The organism is Ensifer adhaerens (genome assembly GCF_028993555.1).
Classification (GTDB): Bacteria; Pseudomonadota; Alphaproteobacteria; order Rhizobiales; family Rhizobiaceae; genus Ensifer; species Ensifer adhaerens_I.
The window spans coordinates 3,001,800-3,019,461 of record NZ_CP118610.1; the positions used below are offsets into that span (position 1 = coordinate 3,001,800).

At 61.0% G+C, this 17,662-nt stretch carries 19 protein-coding genes and 1 tRNA gene; 15 read left to right on the forward strand and 5 right to left on the reverse strand.

The window, feature by feature from the left end; translation table 11 throughout:
* The first annotated feature begins 316 nt into the window (after window positions 1–316).
* Entirely contained in the window at window positions 317–700 is a 384-nt protein-coding gene (locus PWG15_RS14685; RefSeq protein WP_275020967.1) for a DUF2750 domain-containing protein, read from the forward strand.
* A 511-nt stretch (window positions 701–1,211) separates the two neighbouring features.
* Entirely contained in the window at window positions 1,212–2,258 is a 1,047-nt protein-coding gene (locus tag PWG15_RS14690) for a competence protein CoiA family protein (protein WP_275020968.1), read from the forward strand.
* 81 nt (window positions 2,259–2,339) lie between these two features.
* On the opposite strand, the gene PWG15_RS14695 is transcribed toward PWG15_RS14690, so the two are convergent.
* Window positions 2,340–2,424, reverse strand: a tRNA-Leu gene (locus tag PWG15_RS14695).
* 212 nt (window positions 2,425–2,636) lie between these two features.
* On the opposite strand from PWG15_RS14695, the gene PWG15_RS14700 reads away from it, so the two are divergent.
* Complete coding sequence (locus PWG15_RS14700; RefSeq protein WP_275020970.1) at window positions 2,637–3,149, forward strand: disulfide bond formation protein B; 513 nt, start codon at window positions 2,637–2,639, stop codon at window positions 3,147–3,149.
* A 125-nt stretch (window positions 3,150–3,274) separates the two neighbouring features.
* Here PWG15_RS14700 and PWG15_RS14705 read toward each other — a convergent pair whose 3' ends face one another.
* Together PWG15_RS14705 and PWG15_RS14710 are read right to left on the reverse strand one after the other, a co-directional pair.
* Entirely contained in the window at window positions 3,275–3,832 is a 558-nt protein-coding gene (locus PWG15_RS14705) for an HNH endonuclease (RefSeq protein WP_043623031.1), read from the reverse strand.
* A 107-nt stretch (window positions 3,833–3,939) separates the two neighbouring features.
* On the reverse strand, window positions 3,940–4,587 hold the full coding sequence (locus tag PWG15_RS14710) for a DNA-3-methyladenine glycosylase family protein (protein ID WP_275020975.1): 648 nt from the start codon (window positions 4,585–4,587) through the stop codon (window positions 3,940–3,942).
* Between the two features lie 54 nt (window positions 4,588–4,641).
* On the opposite strand from PWG15_RS14710, the gene gluQRS reads away from it, so the two are divergent.
* Window positions 4,642–5,523, forward strand: a complete 882-nt coding sequence (gene gluQRS / locus PWG15_RS14715; protein WP_275020977.1) for a tRNA glutamyl-Q(34) synthetase GluQRS — start codon at window positions 4,642–4,644, stop codon at window positions 5,521–5,523.
* Here the strand turns inward: gluQRS and PWG15_RS14720 are convergent.
* Entirely contained in the window at window positions 5,512–6,420 is a 909-nt protein-coding gene (locus tag PWG15_RS14720; RefSeq protein WP_275020979.1) for a YihY/virulence factor BrkB family protein, read from the reverse strand. The two genes, gluQRS and PWG15_RS14720, sit on opposite strands and share 12 nt — an antisense overlap.
* Before the next feature lie 182 nt (window positions 6,421–6,602).
* On the opposite strand from PWG15_RS14720, the gene PWG15_RS14725 reads away from it, so the two are divergent.
* From PWG15_RS14725 to PWG15_RS14760, 8 genes are all read left to right on the forward strand, one after another.
* A complete protein-coding gene (locus tag PWG15_RS14725) occupies window positions 6,603–7,436 on the forward strand; it encodes an SDR family oxidoreductase (protein ID WP_275020981.1) in 834 nt (277 codons plus the stop codon).
* Between the two features lie 24 nt (window positions 7,437–7,460).
* Entirely contained in the window at window positions 7,461–7,664 is a 204-nt protein-coding gene (locus PWG15_RS14730; RefSeq protein ID WP_113541334.1) for a twin transmembrane helix small protein, read from the forward strand.
* 70 nt (window positions 7,665–7,734) lie between these two features.
* Window positions 7,735–8,313: a cob(I)yrinic acid a,c-diamide adenosyltransferase gene (locus PWG15_RS14735; RefSeq protein ID WP_275020984.1), complete on the forward strand. Its 579-nt coding sequence runs from the start codon at window positions 7,735–7,737 to the stop codon at window positions 8,311–8,313.
* A gap of 76 nt (window positions 8,314–8,389) precedes the next feature.
* On the forward strand, window positions 8,390–9,181 hold the full coding sequence (locus PWG15_RS14740) for a rhomboid family intramembrane serine protease (protein WP_275020986.1): 792 nt from the start codon (window positions 8,390–8,392) through the stop codon (window positions 9,179–9,181).
* 291 nt (window positions 9,182–9,472) lie between these two features.
* A complete protein-coding gene (locus tag PWG15_RS14745) occupies window positions 9,473–10,222 on the forward strand; it encodes an electron transfer flavoprotein subunit beta/FixA family protein (protein ID WP_275020989.1) in 750 nt (249 codons plus the stop codon).
* Window positions 10,223–10,245: 23 nt separating this feature from the next.
* A complete protein-coding gene (locus tag PWG15_RS14750; RefSeq protein ID WP_275020991.1) occupies window positions 10,246–11,175 on the forward strand; it encodes an electron transfer flavoprotein subunit alpha/FixB family protein in 930 nt (309 codons plus the stop codon).
* 151 nt (window positions 11,176–11,326) lie between these two features.
* Window positions 11,327–12,199, forward strand: coding sequence for a 3-hydroxybutyryl-CoA dehydrogenase (locus tag PWG15_RS14755; RefSeq protein WP_065375356.1), 873 nt, complete (start codon window positions 11,327–11,329; stop codon window positions 12,197–12,199).
* Window positions 12,200–12,351: 152 nt separating this feature from the next.
* Window positions 12,352–13,707 carry a sulfatase-like hydrolase/transferase gene (locus tag PWG15_RS14760; protein WP_275020994.1) on the forward strand — a complete coding sequence of 452 codons (1,356 nt, stop codon included), beginning with the start codon at window positions 12,352–12,354 and terminating at the stop codon, window positions 13,705–13,707.
* Window positions 13,708–13,710: 3 nt separating this feature from the next.
* Here PWG15_RS14760 and tlpA read toward each other — a convergent pair whose 3' ends face one another.
* Window positions 13,711–14,370 (reverse strand): thiol:disulfide interchange protein TlpA, encoded by a 660-nt coding sequence (gene tlpA, locus PWG15_RS14765; RefSeq protein WP_275020996.1) that lies wholly within the window; start codon window positions 14,368–14,370, stop codon window positions 13,711–13,713.
* 26 nt (window positions 14,371–14,396) lie between these two features.
* Between tlpA and argH the strand changes: the two genes are divergently transcribed.
* The 3 genes from argH (at window position 14,397) to lysA (ending at window position 17,493) form a co-directional block, all read left to right on the forward strand.
* The gene (gene argH, locus PWG15_RS14770; protein ID WP_275020998.1) at window positions 14,397–15,800 is read left to right on the forward strand and encodes an argininosuccinate lyase; all 1,404 of its coding nucleotides are present in this window, start codon (window positions 14,397–14,399) and stop codon (window positions 15,798–15,800) included.
* A 112-nt stretch (window positions 15,801–15,912) separates the two neighbouring features.
* Window positions 15,913–16,107 carry an LPS translocon maturation chaperone LptM gene (lptM, locus tag PWG15_RS14775; RefSeq protein ID WP_275021000.1) on the forward strand — a complete coding sequence of 65 codons (195 nt, stop codon included), beginning with the start codon at window positions 15,913–15,915 and terminating at the stop codon, window positions 16,105–16,107.
* A gap of 117 nt (window positions 16,108–16,224) precedes the next feature.
* Window positions 16,225–17,493, forward strand: coding sequence for a diaminopimelate decarboxylase (gene lysA / locus PWG15_RS14780; protein ID WP_275021002.1), 1,269 nt, complete (start codon window positions 16,225–16,227; stop codon window positions 17,491–17,493).
* The last annotated feature ends 169 nt before the right edge of the window (window positions 17,494–17,662 follow it).

Below are 17,662 nucleotides of genomic sequence, written 5' to 3' on the forward strand. Positions count from 1 at the left end.
GCACCTAACACCTTCGAGCACGTCTGTTCAATGACTGGCGCGGCAAGCACTGGCCAAGGCGCGTCCGACCGGAAACATCGTCGGGCGGGATGACGTTGGTGAATTCGGTGGTGGTGCCCCATGCCGAAGCACGGCAACAGCCTAAATTCAAACACTTGCGGTCTTGTGGGACATAACCACGGCCTTCCGATTTGTTATGTTTTTTCTCGCACATGTCTCACGGATCTGTTGCAAACTCTGACGGAAGCAGCAGAGTCACCTGCAGCACGATGACGTGAGCGAATGCCCAACGACCCTGGCTAAAAGAGCACTAATCATGAAGGTAAGTCCAAGGCAGATGGAGGCAGTACTAGCCCTCCCAGGCGTTGAACGGCTCGATCACTTTATAAAAGTCATCGCCGATTGGCAGGAGGTATGGGGGTTGTACCAAGATGGCTGGGCTCTAACCGCAGCGGATGATGGAACAACTGTTTTCCCACTCTGGCCTGCAAAGGAATATGCACAACTCTGCGCACTGAGCGAGTGGAAAGGGTTTGAGCCACGCGCAATCAGCTTGATCGACTTCACGGAAGTGCTGTTGCCGCGGTTGAAGATGGAAGGTGTCTTCCCGGGCGCATTTTTCACACCGACGAGCAAAGGTATCACGCCGCCGGTGGATGAACTGGTGGCGGCACTTGAGGCAGAGTTGCAGAAATATTGATCAGGTAACAGGTCACATGGGCGTTGGGCGAGATCAAAGAACGTGCCATAGCGGGGCTGTTCCCGGAGGGCCTGCGAAGATCCAACGATTTCAATCGGCTACCGGAACGGTAGCGCTGAACCGTCTCACACAATCCCCCCCGATTTCTTTTGGCCGTTTTGTCGCGTAGTCACGAAGGAACTCTTTGAGGTATGCGTGTTGCTTCGGAGGCTACTTGGCCAGCTCCAGTAGCACCAACTAATGTAATCTCGTGCATGTGAGCTAACGGCGGCGCCTGGCACCATGGTTCAAGCCGCCCAGAAGAACCCAGCGTCAGCAGTTGCTGATTAGGCTGATGAAATCCCTGAAACAAATCTCGAAGGAGGCGTGCCATGCACGATCTGGATTCGTTTGGGCGGATGTCTGACGCGGGCTCGACTGATAGACAGCCGTCGGTAGCTGAGTTGTTTCCCACGTTGGAAGAGAAATACGTTGTCCGTGATACTGGCGCGATACACAGGAGCGTATGCTCATGAAGTATCGGTATGCACAAACAGCAGACGGCGCGACAGTTGACATCGTGGACCTATCCAGAGAGCGGCCCCGGGAACAAGGGCAGTTCATTTGCTTCAGCTGTAAACGCGACCTTATTCCAGTACTTGGCCTCCGCCGCGAGAAACACTTTCGCCACCGGTTCGAAGGCGAAGTACCGTGTACTCGCGAAACGTACCTGCACACCCTCGCCAAGAAACAAATAGTCGACGGGTTCGTGGCGGCGGTCCAATCTCAAAGGCCGTACACCCTAACGCTACCTGTCGAACGCCATTGCACCCGGTGGATGGATGAATTGGGCGTCACTTGCGTACAAGCGATGGGGTGGCACGATTTCGATCTCACTCATTACTTTGACAGGGTTGAAGAAGAAGCGGGTGTAGATGGATTCGTATCGGACGTTTTGCTCACTTCATCGAAAAGCAACGAGACGCTCCTGATTGAAGTTGCGGTCACGCATCGGTGCGAGGCGAATAAAATCAATAGTGGGCTACGGATCGTAGAAGTTTCTGTCACCGTCGAAGACCAGATCCGTCCTTTGTCCGGCGGTATCGATACTCGATCGAACAATGTATCTACCCACAACCTGAGGCCACAGCCTCCGCAGGATGTCCACTGCCGAGCCAACTGCGGCACTGAGTTGGCAGCATTTTTCGTCTACAAAAGCGGCAAGACGCGCATGTTGACCGACATTCCGAGCAAGATAGTAGAGGAAAGGAAGCGCGCGGATCTAATCTACAACCGCGTCGGGAGGGTAGATCACCCCTTTGTTGACTATCGAAGCGAGGCGCTCCGGGCGCTCACGGAAGGTGTTCCAATTAAATGCTGCCTTCTGTGCCGATATGCGGGCTTCGACACCTTGGAAAAGCCGGTGTTCTGCAAAATTCGGAAGTTTGAAGTCGGGGTCAACGAAGCCGCGACGTGTTCTCATTACCGCCCGGAGTACACCGAGTTTGGGTCGCAAGGCATTTCGATCGAGATCAGAAAGGGCTACTGGACCAAGATCACCAACATACATCGGAACTGAGCTGGGAGACGGAACGAGCAACGTAAATGCGCTCCCCGTTCTTTGGGATCGTCAACGATGTGGCGCCTCATCCAGCGCATATGGTGCCCCATGCCGGGGTCGAACCAGCACTCCTTTCGGAACTCGATTTTGAGTCGAGCGCGTCTACCAATTCCGCCAATGGGGCTCAGGGAAGTGCGATATCAGCGGCTCGGATTTACACTGAGGATTTCGCGATGGTCAACCACCATTTTCAAGAAGCGGCGATGACAATCACGAAAGCGTGCGGACCTGTCGCGGCTACCGCGATTTACAGGGCGCGCGATCGTGCCTAAGAAGGCGCCATCCAGTTTGCACTGCGGCATGTGTCGGTTCCGAGCAGCCGCCCGCGAGGTACAGATGATCGACACCGCCACCCAATCCCGCCAGCACCTGCTGATCGCCATTGTCGTGACACTCGGCATGGCAGCGACCGTCGGTGGGGCGCTCGGCTTCGAGCATATCGGTGGCTATATCCCCTGCGCGCTCTGCCTTTTGCAGCGCGATCCCTACTATTGGGGCATCCCGGTTGGCATTCTCGCCATCATCACCAGCGCGCTGAAGCTGCCGGTCTGGCTCACGCGCACGCTGCTCGCCATCGTCGGCATCCTGATGCTCGTCGGCGCCGGCATGGGCGTCTATCACGCGGGCGCCGAATGGCACTTCTGGGAAGGTCCCTCCACCTGCGCGACGACGGCGCAGGGTGTGTCGTCGAATGTCGGCGACCTGCTCGGCGATCTCGATTCCAAGCACGGTCCGTCCTGCACGGAGGCCGCATTGCGGGTGCTCGGCCTTTCCTTTGCCGGGTGGAACGTGATCGCCAGCCTCATCCTCGCAGCGATCGCGCTTCGCGGCGCTGCAAAGGCGCGCTGATCTCCCAGGCGGCTCCAGGAAGCAGGACACCATCGCAACGTGACCACCCGACAGGGGTAGGCAAGCGCACGCACCTGTCCTGATCCCGCTTTGGGGCTTGATCCGGCAAGAAGGCACGAACAGCGTCAGGGCTGCAGTTCGACGTCCCAGTAAAGATAGTCCATCCAGCTTTCATGCAGATGGTTCGGCGGGAAGAGCCGGCCGTTGTTGTGCAGATCCTGTACCGTCGGCTGGTAGGGCCTCTGGTGCGGGAACATGCCGGCCTGCTTCGGCAGCTTGCTGCCCTTGCGCAGATTGCAGGGGGAGCAGGCTGCGACGACATTGTCCCAGGTCGTCTGGCCGCCGTGAGCGCGGGGCACCACGTGATCGAAGGTGAGATCGTCGGGCGAACCGCAATACTGGCATTCGAATTTATCGCGCAGGAACACGTTGAACCGGGTGAAGGCCGGGTGGCGCGAGGGCTGCACGTAGCTCTTGAGGCAAACAACGCTCGGCAGTCGCATCGAGAAACTCGGAGACGACACCGAATGTTCGTACTCGGCAAGGATGTTTACGCGGTCAAGGAAGACGGCCTTGATCGCGTCCTGCCAGGACCAAAGCGACAAGGGGTAGTAACTAAGCGGCCGATAGTCAGCGTTCAAGACGAGCGCTGGTAAGGCCTGAGGTGAGACTGCAATCGTCAAGCGTATTCTCCTGATCGATTCGGCATCTGCACCTTCTATATTAGGCCCGTTGCAACAGGATTGTGAAGCCGGAAACAAAAATGCATGCGCTGGATTCGCTTTTTCCTTCAAGGTGTCACAGGAACGGCATCACGCCGCATTTCTTGCGCATAATAGGCCCAGAAGAGCCGCGCGGCGACACTGCGCCAAGGCGACCAGGAGGCGGCGAGCGAATCAATTTCACGGGCGGTCGGGCGCAACTCGAGGCCCAGTCCGTGGCCGATCGCATTCTGCAGCGCCACGTCACCTGAGGGGAAGACGTCCGGGTGCCCGGCGCAGAAGAGCAGATAGACCTCCGCCGTCCAGCGCCCAACGCCCTTGATCGCCGTCAGATCCCGGATCGCCTCGGTCGCTTCGGCGTCGCAGATCGCATCGAGATCGATCTCGCCGCCCACCACCACATCGGCGACACGACGCAACGCATCCGCCTTGGCGCGCGAGAGGCCGATGACGCGGCAGTCCTCGTCGCTGAGCGAAATCACGCCTGAGGCGGAGACCTCGCCGAGCCTCTGCTCCATCCGCCGCCAGATCGCCGCCGCGCTTGCCTTCGATACCATCTGCGAGACGATGATGCTGGCGAGGCCACGATACCCGGGATCGGTTCGGCGAAGCGGCACCGGCCCTGCCCTGGCAACGACATGCTCCAGGCGTGCGTCGAGCATCACCAGACCGGAAAGCCCGGCTTCGATATCCTCATGTGTCCGGATGATCCGCATGACGCCTCCACAAAGCGGATGATTTTTATACGCCTTCCATGGCAAAGGGGAAGGATGCCAGACACGCCACCCGTTTTCCGCTTTGCCCCCAGCCCGAACGGCCTGCTCCACCTTGGTCATGCGCTTTCTGCGGTGCTGAACCACGACATGGCGAAGGCCGCGAACGGGCGTTTCCTCCTGCGCATCGAGGATATCGACCAGACCCGTTGCCGCCAGGAATTCGAGGCCGCAATCGTCGAGGACCTCGCCTGGCTCGGCCTCGACTGGGAGCGTCCCATGCGCCGCCAGTCGGAACACCTCGATGCCTATGCCTCAGCGCTTGAACGGCTGAACGGGCTCGGCGTGCTCTACCCTTCGGTCATGACCCGCGGCGAGATCAAGGCAGCCGTTGCCGAAGCCGAAGCCGACGGACAGACCTGGCCGCGCGATCCGGATGGCAGCCCGCTCTATCCCGGACGCGAGCGAACCTATTCGACCGGCGAGCGGACAGCCTTGCTCGAGAGTGGCAGAGCCTATGCCTGGCGGCTCGACATGCAGAAAGCGATCAGCCTCCTCGGCAACGCCTCTCTCACCTGGAGCGAGAGCGGTGCCGGGCCAGTGGGCGAAACCGGCATCATCGTGGCTGACCCTGGCGCCTGGGGCGACGTCATCCTGTCGCGCTCCGATGCGCCGTCGAGCTATCATCTGTCCGTCGTGACGGATGATGCGCTGCAAGGCGTCACCCATGTCGTGCGCGGCCGCGACCTCTATCACTCAACCGCCGTGCATCGGCTGCTGCAGCACCTTCTCGACCTGCCGGAGCCGCTCTATCATCACCACCGGCTGATCCTTGGCCCGGACGGCCGCAAGCTTTCCAAGAGCAACCAGGACACCGGCATTGCCGCGTTCCGTGCCGCCGGCCACACCCCGCAAGAGGTCCGGGCTCTAGTCGTCTAGGTCCTCTTCTTCGCGGCTTGCATCGCTGCCGTTGCGGAACTGAAAGCTGCGCCTCACCATGCGCTTGACCCGGTATTTCAGGATCGCGGCGTTGATCTCGGCACCGATGATGAAGATCGCCGCGATCATGTAAAGGAACACGAGCACGATCATGATCGACGCCAGGCCCGCATAGGTCGAGACATAGGTGGCGAAGGTCGCCAGATAGGAGGCAAAGGCATAGGCGCCGATCGTCCAGCAGACGAGCGTCAGCACGATGCCGGGGAGCACGTCGACCACCTTGCGGTGACCGTCCGGTAGCCAGAGATGCGACACGAGCAATCCGCCGGTCAACATGACCAGAGCGAGCGGCAGGCTCCAGTTGTCGACCGTCGCCAGCACGCCGCCGAGCCACGGCCACCATTCCCCGGCGTAACGCACCGCCAGGGGCACTGCGACCAGCAGGATGCTGAGTGCCGCAAGGATCAGCACGCCGGCGAGCACGAAGCCGAGGCTCGCAAGCCGGGTCACGTACCAATAGCGGCTTTCGGTAACGCGATAGGCGCGGTTCAGCGAGACGCGTAGCGCCTCCACGCCGTTGGAGGCGAAATAGGCCGCAGCAAGAACGGAAATGGTCAAAAGCCCGCCGCGCGGGATCGTCAGCACCCGCACGATCTCGTCGGCGACAGGCTTTGCGATCGACTCGGGCCAGGCGTCGAAAATCAGGTGCACGGCCGTTTCGGCGAATTGGTCGGCACCGAGAAAGCTGCCGAGTGCCGTGCCGAAGATCAGAAAGGGAAAGACGGCAAGCAGCGACGACAGAGCCACATGGCTCGCCATCGCCCAACCGTCATCGAGGCTGAAGTGCCAGAGCGCATCGAAGACAACTTTCCAGGTGATGCGTATGAATGCTGGCATTCCATTCCAATCCTGCAGGGCTCCACGACCGCATACTCCCGCGCTACCGTCCCGGTGCCGTTTCCTTGGCTTCACACGATCCCAACGGCGACAACGCTGGCGGGTTCCGGCTTGCGCAATTCAATTGTATCCCGCCGATGAATATGGGAAACGGAGGCAGGATTTCTACAGGAATCGATCGGATGACTGATCGCCCCACAATCATTGTCACCGGATGTTCGTCCGGGATCGGCGCCTATTGTGCGCGTGCGCTCCATGCCGATGGCTGGCGCGTCTTTGCCACCGTGCGCCGCGAGGAAGACCGGCAGTCCCTTGAAGCTGAGGGTATCGAAACCTTCCTGATGGACTACACCAAGCCGGAAACCATCGCCGCTCTGGCGGACACGGTGCTGGCGCTTTCCGGCGGACGGATCGACGCGCTGTTCAACAACGGCGCCTATGGCCAGGCAGGTGCCGTCGAGGACCTGCCAACCGAAGCGCTTCGGCTTCAGCTCGAGACCAACGTTATTGGCTGGCATGACCTGACGCGGCGGGTAATTCCGTCGATGCGGGCGCGTGGCAGCGGCCGCATCGTCCAGTGCTCCTCCATCCTCGGCATCGTTCCCTATCGCTGGCGCGGCGCCTACAACGCCTCCAAGTTTGCGATCGAGGGCCTGTCGCTCACGCTCAAGATGGAGCTTGCCGGTAGCGGCATCGAGGTGAGCCTCATCGAGCCCGGGCCGATTGCATCCAAGTTCACGACCAATGCGGTCGCCTATATCGAACGCTTCATCGACCTCAAGAATTCGGTGCACCGCGTCGAATACGAACGCCAGATGCGCCGCCTGAAAGGTGAAAGCAAACCCGCCCCCGGCAAGCTCGGCCCGGATGCTGTTTATGCGGTTTTGAAGCACGCGCTCACAGCAAAGAAGCCGAAACCGCACTATATTGTAACAAGGCCCGCCAGGCAGGGCGCGCTTCTGAAGAAGCTCCTGCCGGCTGCATTGTTTTATCGCATCATCGGCCGACTTGGCTGAAGTAGAATTGCAAGGAAGAGTTCGATGTCCAGCTTCTTTACCGGCCTGACCCTGTTCGTCATGGGCTTGGTCGTGATCGTCCTGATCCGCGGCCTCGTGAACATGGCAAAGGGCGGCAGCGGCAACACCTCCAACAAGCTGATGCAGGCACGCGTGCTGCTGCAGGCGATCGCGATCGTCCTGATCATGGTGACGCTGTGGCTCACCGGCGGTGGCCGCCCGACCTAAATGACGCAATTCCGGACGGAAAGCCGTTCCACACCTTTCCTGGAATTGCTCCAGAGGACCGTGACGACAGATGGTGAAGCTCAACAAGATCTACACCCGGACGGGTGACAATGGCACCACCGGGCTTGTTGCAGGTCCGCGCCGCCTCAAGAGCGACCTGCGGGTCGATGCCTATGGCGCTGTGGATGAAACCAACGCCTTCGTAGGCCTGGCACGGCAGCACACCGCCGATATGTTCGCGCTCGACGACGCGCTGATGCGCATCCAGAACGATCTCTTCGATCTCGGCGCGGATCTCGCGACGCCGGATACGGGCGAACCACCGCAATACGAACCGCTCCGCATCGTGGCAGCGCAGGTGGCCTGGCTCGAGACCGAAATCGACCGGCTGAATGCCGAGCTCGAACCCTTGCGTTCCTTCGTGCTGCCGGCCGGCAGTGCCGCTTCTGCCGCGCTGCATGTTGCCCGCACCGTGGCGCGGCGGGCCGAGCGGCAGATGGTGGCGCTCGCCAACGCCGAAGGCGAGATCGTCAGCAAAGAGGCGATCGCCTATATCAACCGGCTCTCCGATTTCCTGTTCGTGGCGGCGCGCTCGGCAAATGACAAAGGTCAGGCCGACGTCCTTTGGATTCCCGGAAAAAACAGATAACGTCCGCTTCGACATCGTTCCCCGACCAGGATTTGGCCTGGGAACCGTGGCATGAATCCGCGCTTCGGGAGACCGCATGTTCATACCGCTTCACGACACGAACACCCTGAAGCACATCAAGGTCCAGTACGTCACGATCAGCCTGATCGCTATCAACATCATCGTCTGGTTGATCACCGGCCCCATTGCCTCGGAAGAGTTCGCCAATGCCGCGATCCTCGGCTTCGGCTATATCCCGGCACTCATTTTCGACTATGCCCAACTCGATCCGTCACTGATTATCGTTCCCGACGGCTTCACCTTCATCACCTATTCCTTCCTGCATGGCGACTTCATGCATCTGGCGATGAACATGCTGTTTCTCTGGGTGTTCGGCGACAATGTCGAAGACGCGCTCGGGCACGTCCGCTACCTCGTCTTCTATCTTCTTTGTGCCGCCGCGGGGGCGCTGGCACATGGGCTTCTCGACCCGGCGTCCGAAGCGCCGCTGATCGGCGCGTCCGGCGCGATCTCCGGCGTCGTTGCCGCCTATTTCCTGCTGCATCCGAAGGTGCGCGTCTGGGTTCTGGTGTTCTTCCGCATCCCGCTGCCCCTTCCCGCGGCCATTCCACTGGCCTTCTGGATCGGCCAGCAATTCTTCATGCTGGTCGTCGATCCTGGCAGCGGCGTTTCCTGGAGCGCCCATGTCGGAGGCATTGTCGCGGGCCTCGTGCTGGTGGTCATTTTGCGACGCCGCGACGTGCCGCTTTTCGACCGCACCATCGTCACGCCGCGCGCCGTCCGACACAAGGCGGAGCCGGTCACGGCCGGACAGCAGCCGCCTCCGGATGCGACAAAACCGCCGATGCCTTGGGGTCGCCAGACCTGAGCGGAGCGCGGCCTTTGCCCCCCAATCGGAGCGGATCTGGCGACATTTCAAGGACTTGCCAGCCGCCGGCCTCGCATTGACCACCTGTGGACGACTGGCATCGGAAGCTGCTTGCCATGCACCTATCTTACGTGTACGTAAACGTAATTCCAATTCTCGGGATTATATCGATTTAGCGCCATGCACAGCGATTGTAATTGGAGAAAAAACGCGTATCGATGTCGCCAACCGACAATCAGGCGGCTCCGTTAAGGCGCATTTTCCTGCGAAAGCTCTTGGAGGGAAGAATCCATGAAAATACTTGTGACGGTGAAGCGGGTGGTTGACTACAACGTCAAGATCCGCGTGAAGGCAGACGGTTCGGGCGTCGAACTTGCGAACGTGAAGATGTCGATGAACCCGTTCGACGAGATCTCGGTCGAAGAAGCGCTCAGGCTGAAGGAAGCCGGCAAGGCTGAGGAAGTCGTCGTCGTTTCCGTCGGTCCGGCCAAGGCCGAAGAGACGCTCAGGACCGCGCTCGCCATGGGTGCCGACCGGGCCATCCTGGTCGAGACCGAGGACCAGGTCGAGCCGCTCGCCGTTGCCAAGATCGTCAAGGGCGTCGCCGACGCCGAACAGCCGGGGCTGATCATCGTCGGTAAGCAGGCAATCGATGATGACAGCAACCAGACCGGCCAGATGCTGTCGGCGCTGCTCGGCTGGGCGCAGGGCACCTTTGCCTCCAAGGTCGAGATCGGCGATGGCAAGGCAACCGTCACCCGTGAAGTCGATGGCGGTCTGCAGACCATCGACATCAAGCTGCCGGCCGTCGTCACCACCGACCTGCGTTTGAACGAGCCGCGTTATGCCTCGCTGCCCAACATCATGAAGGCGAAGAAGAAGCCGCTCGACAAGAAGTCGCCGGCCGACTTCGGCGTTGACACGGCCGCCCGCCTGAAGGTGCTGAAGACCGAGGAGCCGTCGGGCCGCAAGGCCGGCATCAAGGTCAAGTCGGTCGCCGAGCTGGTCGAAAAGCTCAAGACCGAAGCCGGCGTCCTCTAAGTTCAGGAAAGGGAGATTACATCATGGCCATTCTTCTTCTGGCTGACCACGACAGCAACCACCTTTCCGACCAGACCGCCAAGGCGCTGAGCGCGGCCTCGAAGATCGGAGCCGAGGTTCACATCCTCGTCGCCGGTGCCGGCGCCAAGGTGGCAGCCGAGCAGGCGTCGAAGCTTGCCGGCGTTGCCAAGGTGCTGGTTGCCGAGGACGCTTCGCTTGCCAACAACCTCGCCGAACCGCTGGCCGCGCTGATCGTCTCGCTTGCCGGCAGCTACGACACCATCGTTGCCGCCGCCACCTCGGTCGGCAAGAACGTCATGCCGCGCGTTGCCGCGCTGCTCGACGTTTCCCAGGTCTCGGAAATCATCGAGGTCGTTTCGCCCGACACCTTCAAACGGCCGATCTATGCCGGCAACGCCATCCAGACGGTGCAGACGACGGAAGAAAAGCGCGTCATCACCGTGCGCACCGCCTCGTTCGCCTCCGCCGCTGAAGGCGGTTCGGCGGCAATCGAAACCGTCTCGGCTGCCGCCAACCCGGGTGTTTCCTCCTTCGTCGCCGACGCGCTGTCGTCGTCCGACCGTCCGGAACTGACCTCGGCCAAGATCATCATCTCCGGTGGCCGCGCGCTCGGTTCGTCGGAGAAATTCCAGGAAGTAATCCTGCCGGTGGCCGACAAGCTCGGTGCTGCCGTCGGTGCAAGTCGTGCCGCGGTCGACGCCGGTTATGCCCCGAATGACTGGCAGGTCGGCCAGACCGGCAAGGTGGTCGCCCCCGATCTCTACATCGCCTGCGGCATTTCCGGTGCGATCCAGCACCTCGCCGGCATGAAGGATTCGAAGGTCATCGTCGCGATCAACAAGGACGAAGAGGCACCGATCTTCCAGGTCGCCGATTACGGCCTGGTTGCCGATCTCTTCGAAGCGCTGCCAGAGTTGCAGAAGGCCCTGTAACCCAAGGCAAGAGCCCGCCGGCCGCCCATGAAAAGGGCTGGCAAAAGCGCGGACTTGGCATTAACAATCTACCGGGCCGGCCAAACCGGCCCGGTTTGCGTGTCTGATGGCGGCCTCACCGCCAACCCTTTGAAGATGGATGTTCGCCGCAATGATCAAGACGGTCGGAATTATTGGTGCCGGGCAAATGGGCTGTGGCATCGCGCATGTTTCGGCAATCGCCGGATACAAGGTGCAGATCTACGATCTTGCCGCTGAACGGATCGAAGCAGGCCTTGCCACCATCAACGGCAACCTCGCCCGCCAGGTATCGTCCGGCAAGATGACCGACGAGGCCCGCAAGGCAGCACTTGCGTTGATCAAGGGTTCGTCCGACATCAACGACCTGTCGCAGGCCGACCTGGTCATCGAGGCCGTCACTGAAGACGAGACGATCAAGCGCAAGATTTACGGCCAGGTTTGTCCGATCCTGAAGCCGGAAGCGATTCTGGCCACCAACACCTCGTCTCTGTCGATCACCCGGCTGGCCTCGGCCACCGATCGCCCCGAGCATTTCATGGGCATCCATTTCATGAACCCGGTTCCGGTCATGAAGCTGGTCGAGCTCGTGCGCGGAATTGCCACGGACGAGCAGACCTTCAAGACCGCCAAGGAATTCGTGGCGACGCTCGACAAGACCGTAACGGTCGCCGAAGATTTCCCGGCCTTCATCGTCAACCGCATCCTGCTGCCGATGATCAACGAGGCGATCTACACGCTTTACGAAGGCGTCGGCAGCGTCGAGGCCATCGACACGGCGATGAAGCTTGGTGCCAACCATCCGATGGGTCCGCTGCAGCTGGCCGACTTCATCGGCCTCGACACCTGCCTGTCGATCATGCAGGTGCTCTATGACGGTCTGGCGGATTCGAAGTACCGCCCCTGCCCGCTTCTGGTAAAATATGTCGAGGCTGGCTGGCTCGGCCGCAAATCCGGCCGCGGCTTCTATGATTACCGTGGCGAAGTGCCGGTTCCGACCCGTTAAGTCTTGAGCCTCGGAGGCATTCAAGTACGAGATGCCTGTTCGGTCGGTATAAACTCGACCCTGAATACGTCTTCGAAAGAAGATGCCCGCGGCGATCGTAGTACAATCTAAAGAAGCTGCCGTTACTCTCTCCCAGTCAGGCGGGAGAGAGAATGAGTTCGCAAGGCATATCCGCAATAGCAGCGCGGTCGGTCCCCTCATTGTTGAGTGCGAAGGCGTGGCGCTTTGCGCTGGTGCTCGGTGTCGCGCCCAATCTGGCGATGCTCCTGGTGTTGCCGTTCTACGTGGTCGCGCGACCGCTTTCACCACTCCTCTACGTGCTTGCGGGGTCACTGGCACCGCGCGCCCGGCCGGTGCTCGCCTACCTTCTGTTCCCGCTCATTGCCATCGTCGATTTGGGCCTCGTGGCGATGGCGGTGTTCAATCTGCCGTTCGGTACTGCGATCCAGTCGATGCGCTACATGGCGTCTCTGGATCTCACCTCATCGGTCTTCTACGTGGTGGTGTTCGGTTTCTTTGTCGCCAACGGCGTTGCCATCGCCTGCCTTTTCAATCGCAATCGCAAGGTCTTGCAGGGCGCAATGGTGCTGCCGGCGGTCCTGGTCGCAATCGGCGTGGCGTCGCTGGAGCGTCAAGTCAATCGCCCTTTCCTGAAGCAGCCTGCTCAATCATTTGAAAGCGCTCTCTCGATCAATGGCGTCGACCCCGCAGCCCTGGCAGATGCTGGCCGCAACGTGTTGTTCGTCATGGTGGAGGGGCTTGGCGCGTTGTCTGACCCCGCGCACGCCGCAATTCTCTCGCAGCGCCTCCAGCCGGCCCTCGATACCGGGCGCTACACGCTTTCAAGCGGTCTCAGCAACTTCGAGGGCTCGACGACCGGGGCTGAATCCCGCGAACTCTGTGGGCAATGGGGTGACCACACGGACTATCTTGACCAGGCCACCTACGACTGCTTCCCCGCCGCGATGGCCGACGTCGGCTACCGCACCATCTCCTATCACGGCTTTTCTCAAGAGATGTTCGAACGGGAGACCTGGTATCCCAGAATTGGCTTCCAGGAATCGCACTTTATCGAGGGTCTTGCGACCGCCGGTGATCGGTTCGCCCGGCGCTGCGGCAGCGTATTTGCGGGCTTGTGCGACAAGGACGTCGCGGACGCCATCCGCGATCGGCTGTTGAAACAACCGACCGAGCGGAAATTCCTGTACTGGCTGACGCTGAATACCCACATACCATACGTGCGCAAGCAGGATGGTGATCTGAAGTGTGGCAGCGAGGCGGCCGCGATAGCGAACGCGCAAGTCTGCGAGTTGACCGAGTTGTGGGCCGACGTCTTTGACAGCGTTGCAACGATTGCCAAGGACCCGACCCTGCCGCCGACCGACATTTTCATCGTCGGCGATCATCCCACACCGCTATGGAGCCGCGCAGCGGCAGGGCATTTCACACCCCACAAGATTCAGTGGTACCTGTTGCGCGACAACCGGGACGTACCTGGCAGAGAGTAAACCCTATCCTCCAACGGCAGCCGTGATCAGCGCCTTGGCATCGTCGCTGTCCCAGGCGGCCGGGCCGTTCATCGAGCCGATGAGGCAGCCCTTGTCGTCAAGCAGCAGGGTCGCCGGCAGACCGAAGGCAAGGCCTTCCTTCTTCATGTTGTTGAACACGCCCATGGACGCATCGCGGTAGTAGCCAAGCTCATGCACCGCGGTTTCGTCGAGAAAAGCCTTCGGCTTCTCGTCGTCGCCGACATCGATGTTGATCGCGACCACCTCGAACTTGTCGCTGCCGAGCGACTTCTGCAGCGCATTGAGCGCCGGCATTTCCTCGCGGCAGGGCACACACCAGGTGGCCCAGAGATTGACGAGTAGGGTCTTGCCGGCAAAGGCCGACACATTGGTCGGCTTGCCATCCGGTCCATTGAAGTCGAGCGCGATCGGCCGCGGCGAGGATGCCGGCGCCATCGCGGCGACATGACCCTTCATGAACGGTGTCAGCGACGCGACCTTGGCTGATGTCAGAGGGCAGCTGGCACTGGCCGTTTCGGTCGCCTCGCCATTGCCAGACCCCGTCTCCTTCACGTATACCGCTGCCGCACCGACGATCACGCCAAACAGGGCGGCGAGCGCGAACAGTTTCACGGCCGGGGGGGATTTCTTCTGGTCGGGCATTTCATTCTCCAAGGCGGGCATTCTTCATGACTGACGGCAATTCCGAGACGAAATCCTCCAACCAGATGTGGGGCGGTCGTTTTGCCTCGGGTCCGGACGCGATCATGGAGGAAATAAATGCCTCGATCGGCTTCGACAAGAAGCTCTATGCCCAGGACATCCGCGGCTCAATAGCGCATGCGACGATGCTGGCGCATCAAGGCATCATTTCGGCTGAAGACAAAGACAAGATCGTTCACGGCCTCAACACGATCCTGTCAGAGATCGAAAGCGGTCAGTTCGAGTTCTCGCGCCGCCTCGAAGACATCCACATGAACATCGAAGCACGGCTTGCAACGCTGATCGGCCCCTCGGCCGGCCGCCTGCACACCGCCCGCTCGCGCAACGACCAGGTGGCGCTCGACTTCCGCCTCTGGGTCAAGGAAGAGCTGCAGCGCACCGAAAAGGCGCTGACGGCGCTGATCGCCGCCTTCCTCGACCGCGCCGAAGAACATGCCGATACCGTCATGCCGGGCTTCACCCATCTGCAGACCGCGCAGCCCGTCACCTTTGGCCATCATTGCATGGCCTATGTCGAGATGTTCGGCCGCGACCGCTCGCGCGTGCGCCACGCCATCGAGCATATGGACGAAAGCCCGATCGGTGCTGCAGCCCTTGCCGGCACCGGCTTCCCGATCGACCGGCACATGACGGCCAAGGCACTCGGCTTCGCAGGCCCTACCCGCAACTCGATCGACACTGTGTCGGACCGCGACTTTGCGCTCGAATTCCTGTCGATGGCGTCGATCACCGCCACGCATCTGTCGCGCCTGGCCGAGGAAATCGTCATCTGGTCGACGCCGCAGTTCGGCTTCATCCGCCTGTCGGACGCGTTTTCGACCGGTTCCTCGATCATGCCGCAGAAGAAGAACCCGGATGCCGCCGAGCTGGTGCGCGCCAAGACCGGCCGCATCAACGGTTCGCTGATCGCCCTGCTCACGGTCATGAAGGGTTTGCCGCTCGCCTATTCCAAGGACATGCAGGAAGACAAGGAACAGGTCTTCGATGCCGCCGAGAGCCTCGAACTGGCGATTGCCGCCATGACCGGCATGGTGCGCGACATGACCATCCGCACTGACCGCATGAAGGCGGCTGCCGGTTCCGGCTATTCGACCGCGACCGATCTCGCCGACTGGCTGGTGCGCGAGGCGGGACTGCCTTTCCGTGACGCCCACCACGTCACCGGCCGCGCCGTGGCGCTTGCCGAACAGAAGGCCTGCGATCTGGCTGACCTCTCGCTTGCCGATCTGCAATCGATCCATGCCGATATCACCGAGAAGGTCTTCGACGTTCTGACGGTCGAGGCTTCGGTTGCCAGCCGCACCTCCTTCGGCGGCACTGCCCCGAACGAAGTGCGCAAGCAGATCGCCTGGTGGCGCGCCCGCAACTAGGCGGCCGACCGCGCTCTGCGGGCGTTTTGCGCCCGCAGAAACAGGGTGCACAAGCGCCTGAAAAATCGATAAGACATCGCACCAGCATCAGTTCCCGCAAAGGAAAATAACGATGACATTCACGAAGGCGGCCCGGCTTGCGCTCCTGCTGGCGATCCCCGGGCTGGTTCTTTTCGGTTGCGGACGCAAGGGCGATCTCGACCGCCCCGGTTCGACGGCACCGATTAACACCAAGGCGCCCGCCGGCACCGTCGAGCAGAAGGAAAAACCGGACGACCGTCCCTTCCTGCTCGATCCTCTCCTCTAGATCGTTCATCGTTTCCCGCGAAACACTGACTTGATCTAATTCTTTGAAATTTCGCAGTTCCGAACGGAAGAATCGCTACAAACTTTCCTGGAATTGCTCAAAGCCGAGCTGCAGCCCGTGAACCACTTCCAGTACCGCGACGGAATCCTCTACGCTGAAGACGTGCCGGTCACCGACATCGCGCGCGCCGTCGGCACACCTTTCTACTGCTATTCGACCGCCACGCTCGAGCGTCACTACACGGTCTTCTCCAAGGCCTTCGCCGATGTCGATGCGATGGTCTGCTATGCGATGAAGGCCAACTCGAACCAGGCGGTGCTGAAAACGCTCGGTCGGCTGGGCGCGGGCGTCGATGTCGTCTCGGGCGGCGAACTGCGCCGCGCACTTGCGGCCGGCATTCCGGCAAGCCGGATCATGTTCTCCGGTGTCGGCAAGACGCCGCAGGAAATGGATCTCGCGCTGGAGGCCGGCATCTATTGCTTCAACGTCGAGTCCGAGCCGGAACTCGAGGTGCTGAACCAGCGTGCCGTGCGCGCCGGCAAGCGCGCCCATGTTTCCTTCCGCATCAACCCTGATGTCGACGCCAAGACCCACGCCAAGATCTCGACGGGTAAAAAGGAAAACAAGTTCGGCATTTCCTGGGAGCGTGCCCGCGCCGTCTATGCGCACGCCGCCTCCCTGCCCGGCATCCAGGTGACCGGCATCGACATGCATATCGGCAGCCAGATCACCGAGTTGCAGCCGTTCGACGACGCCTTCAAGCTGCTGCGCGAACTGGTCGACACGCTGCGCTCCGACGGTCATTCGATCGACCACGTCGACATCGGCGGGGGCTTGGGCATTCCCTACAAGGACGACAACAACCCGCCGCCGCTGCCGGATGCCTACGCGGAAATCGTCAAGAGCCAGCTGCAGTCACTCAACTGCAAGATCGTCACCGAGCCGGGCCGGCTGATCGTCGGCAACGCCGGCATTCTCGTGACCGAAGTGATCTACGTGAAGGATGGCGGCGACAAGACTTTCGTCATCGTCGACGGCGCGATGAACGACCTCATCCGCCCGACGCTTTATGAGGCCTATCACGAGATCCGCCCTGTTCGCATCTCTGCGGCCAACGCCCCTCGCATCCGCGCCGACGTCGTCGGGCCGGTCTGCGAGACCGGCGATTATCTGGCGCTCGATCGCGAGATGGCGATGCCGAAACCCGGCGATCTCTTCGCCATCAGCTCGGCCGGTGCCTATGGCGCCGTCCAGGCCGGCACCTACAATTCCCGTCTGCTGATCCCTGAAGTTCTGGTCAAGGGCGACCGCTTCCATGTGGTTCGTCCGCGTCAGGACCATGACGCCCTGATCGGCCTCGATTCGATTCCGGACTGGCTCGCCTGAGGCGACCCGCACCGACGACGACAATCTGTGGATCGGCCACCCGGGCGATCACGATTCTGTTTGCGCCCTCGTCTTCGCCACAAACGATGGTATCCTGAAGACCAGCGGGATAAGCTGAGCTGCGCCGTTTCCGGCCGCATCTCGCTTTACGATATAGGGTCAGCCACGA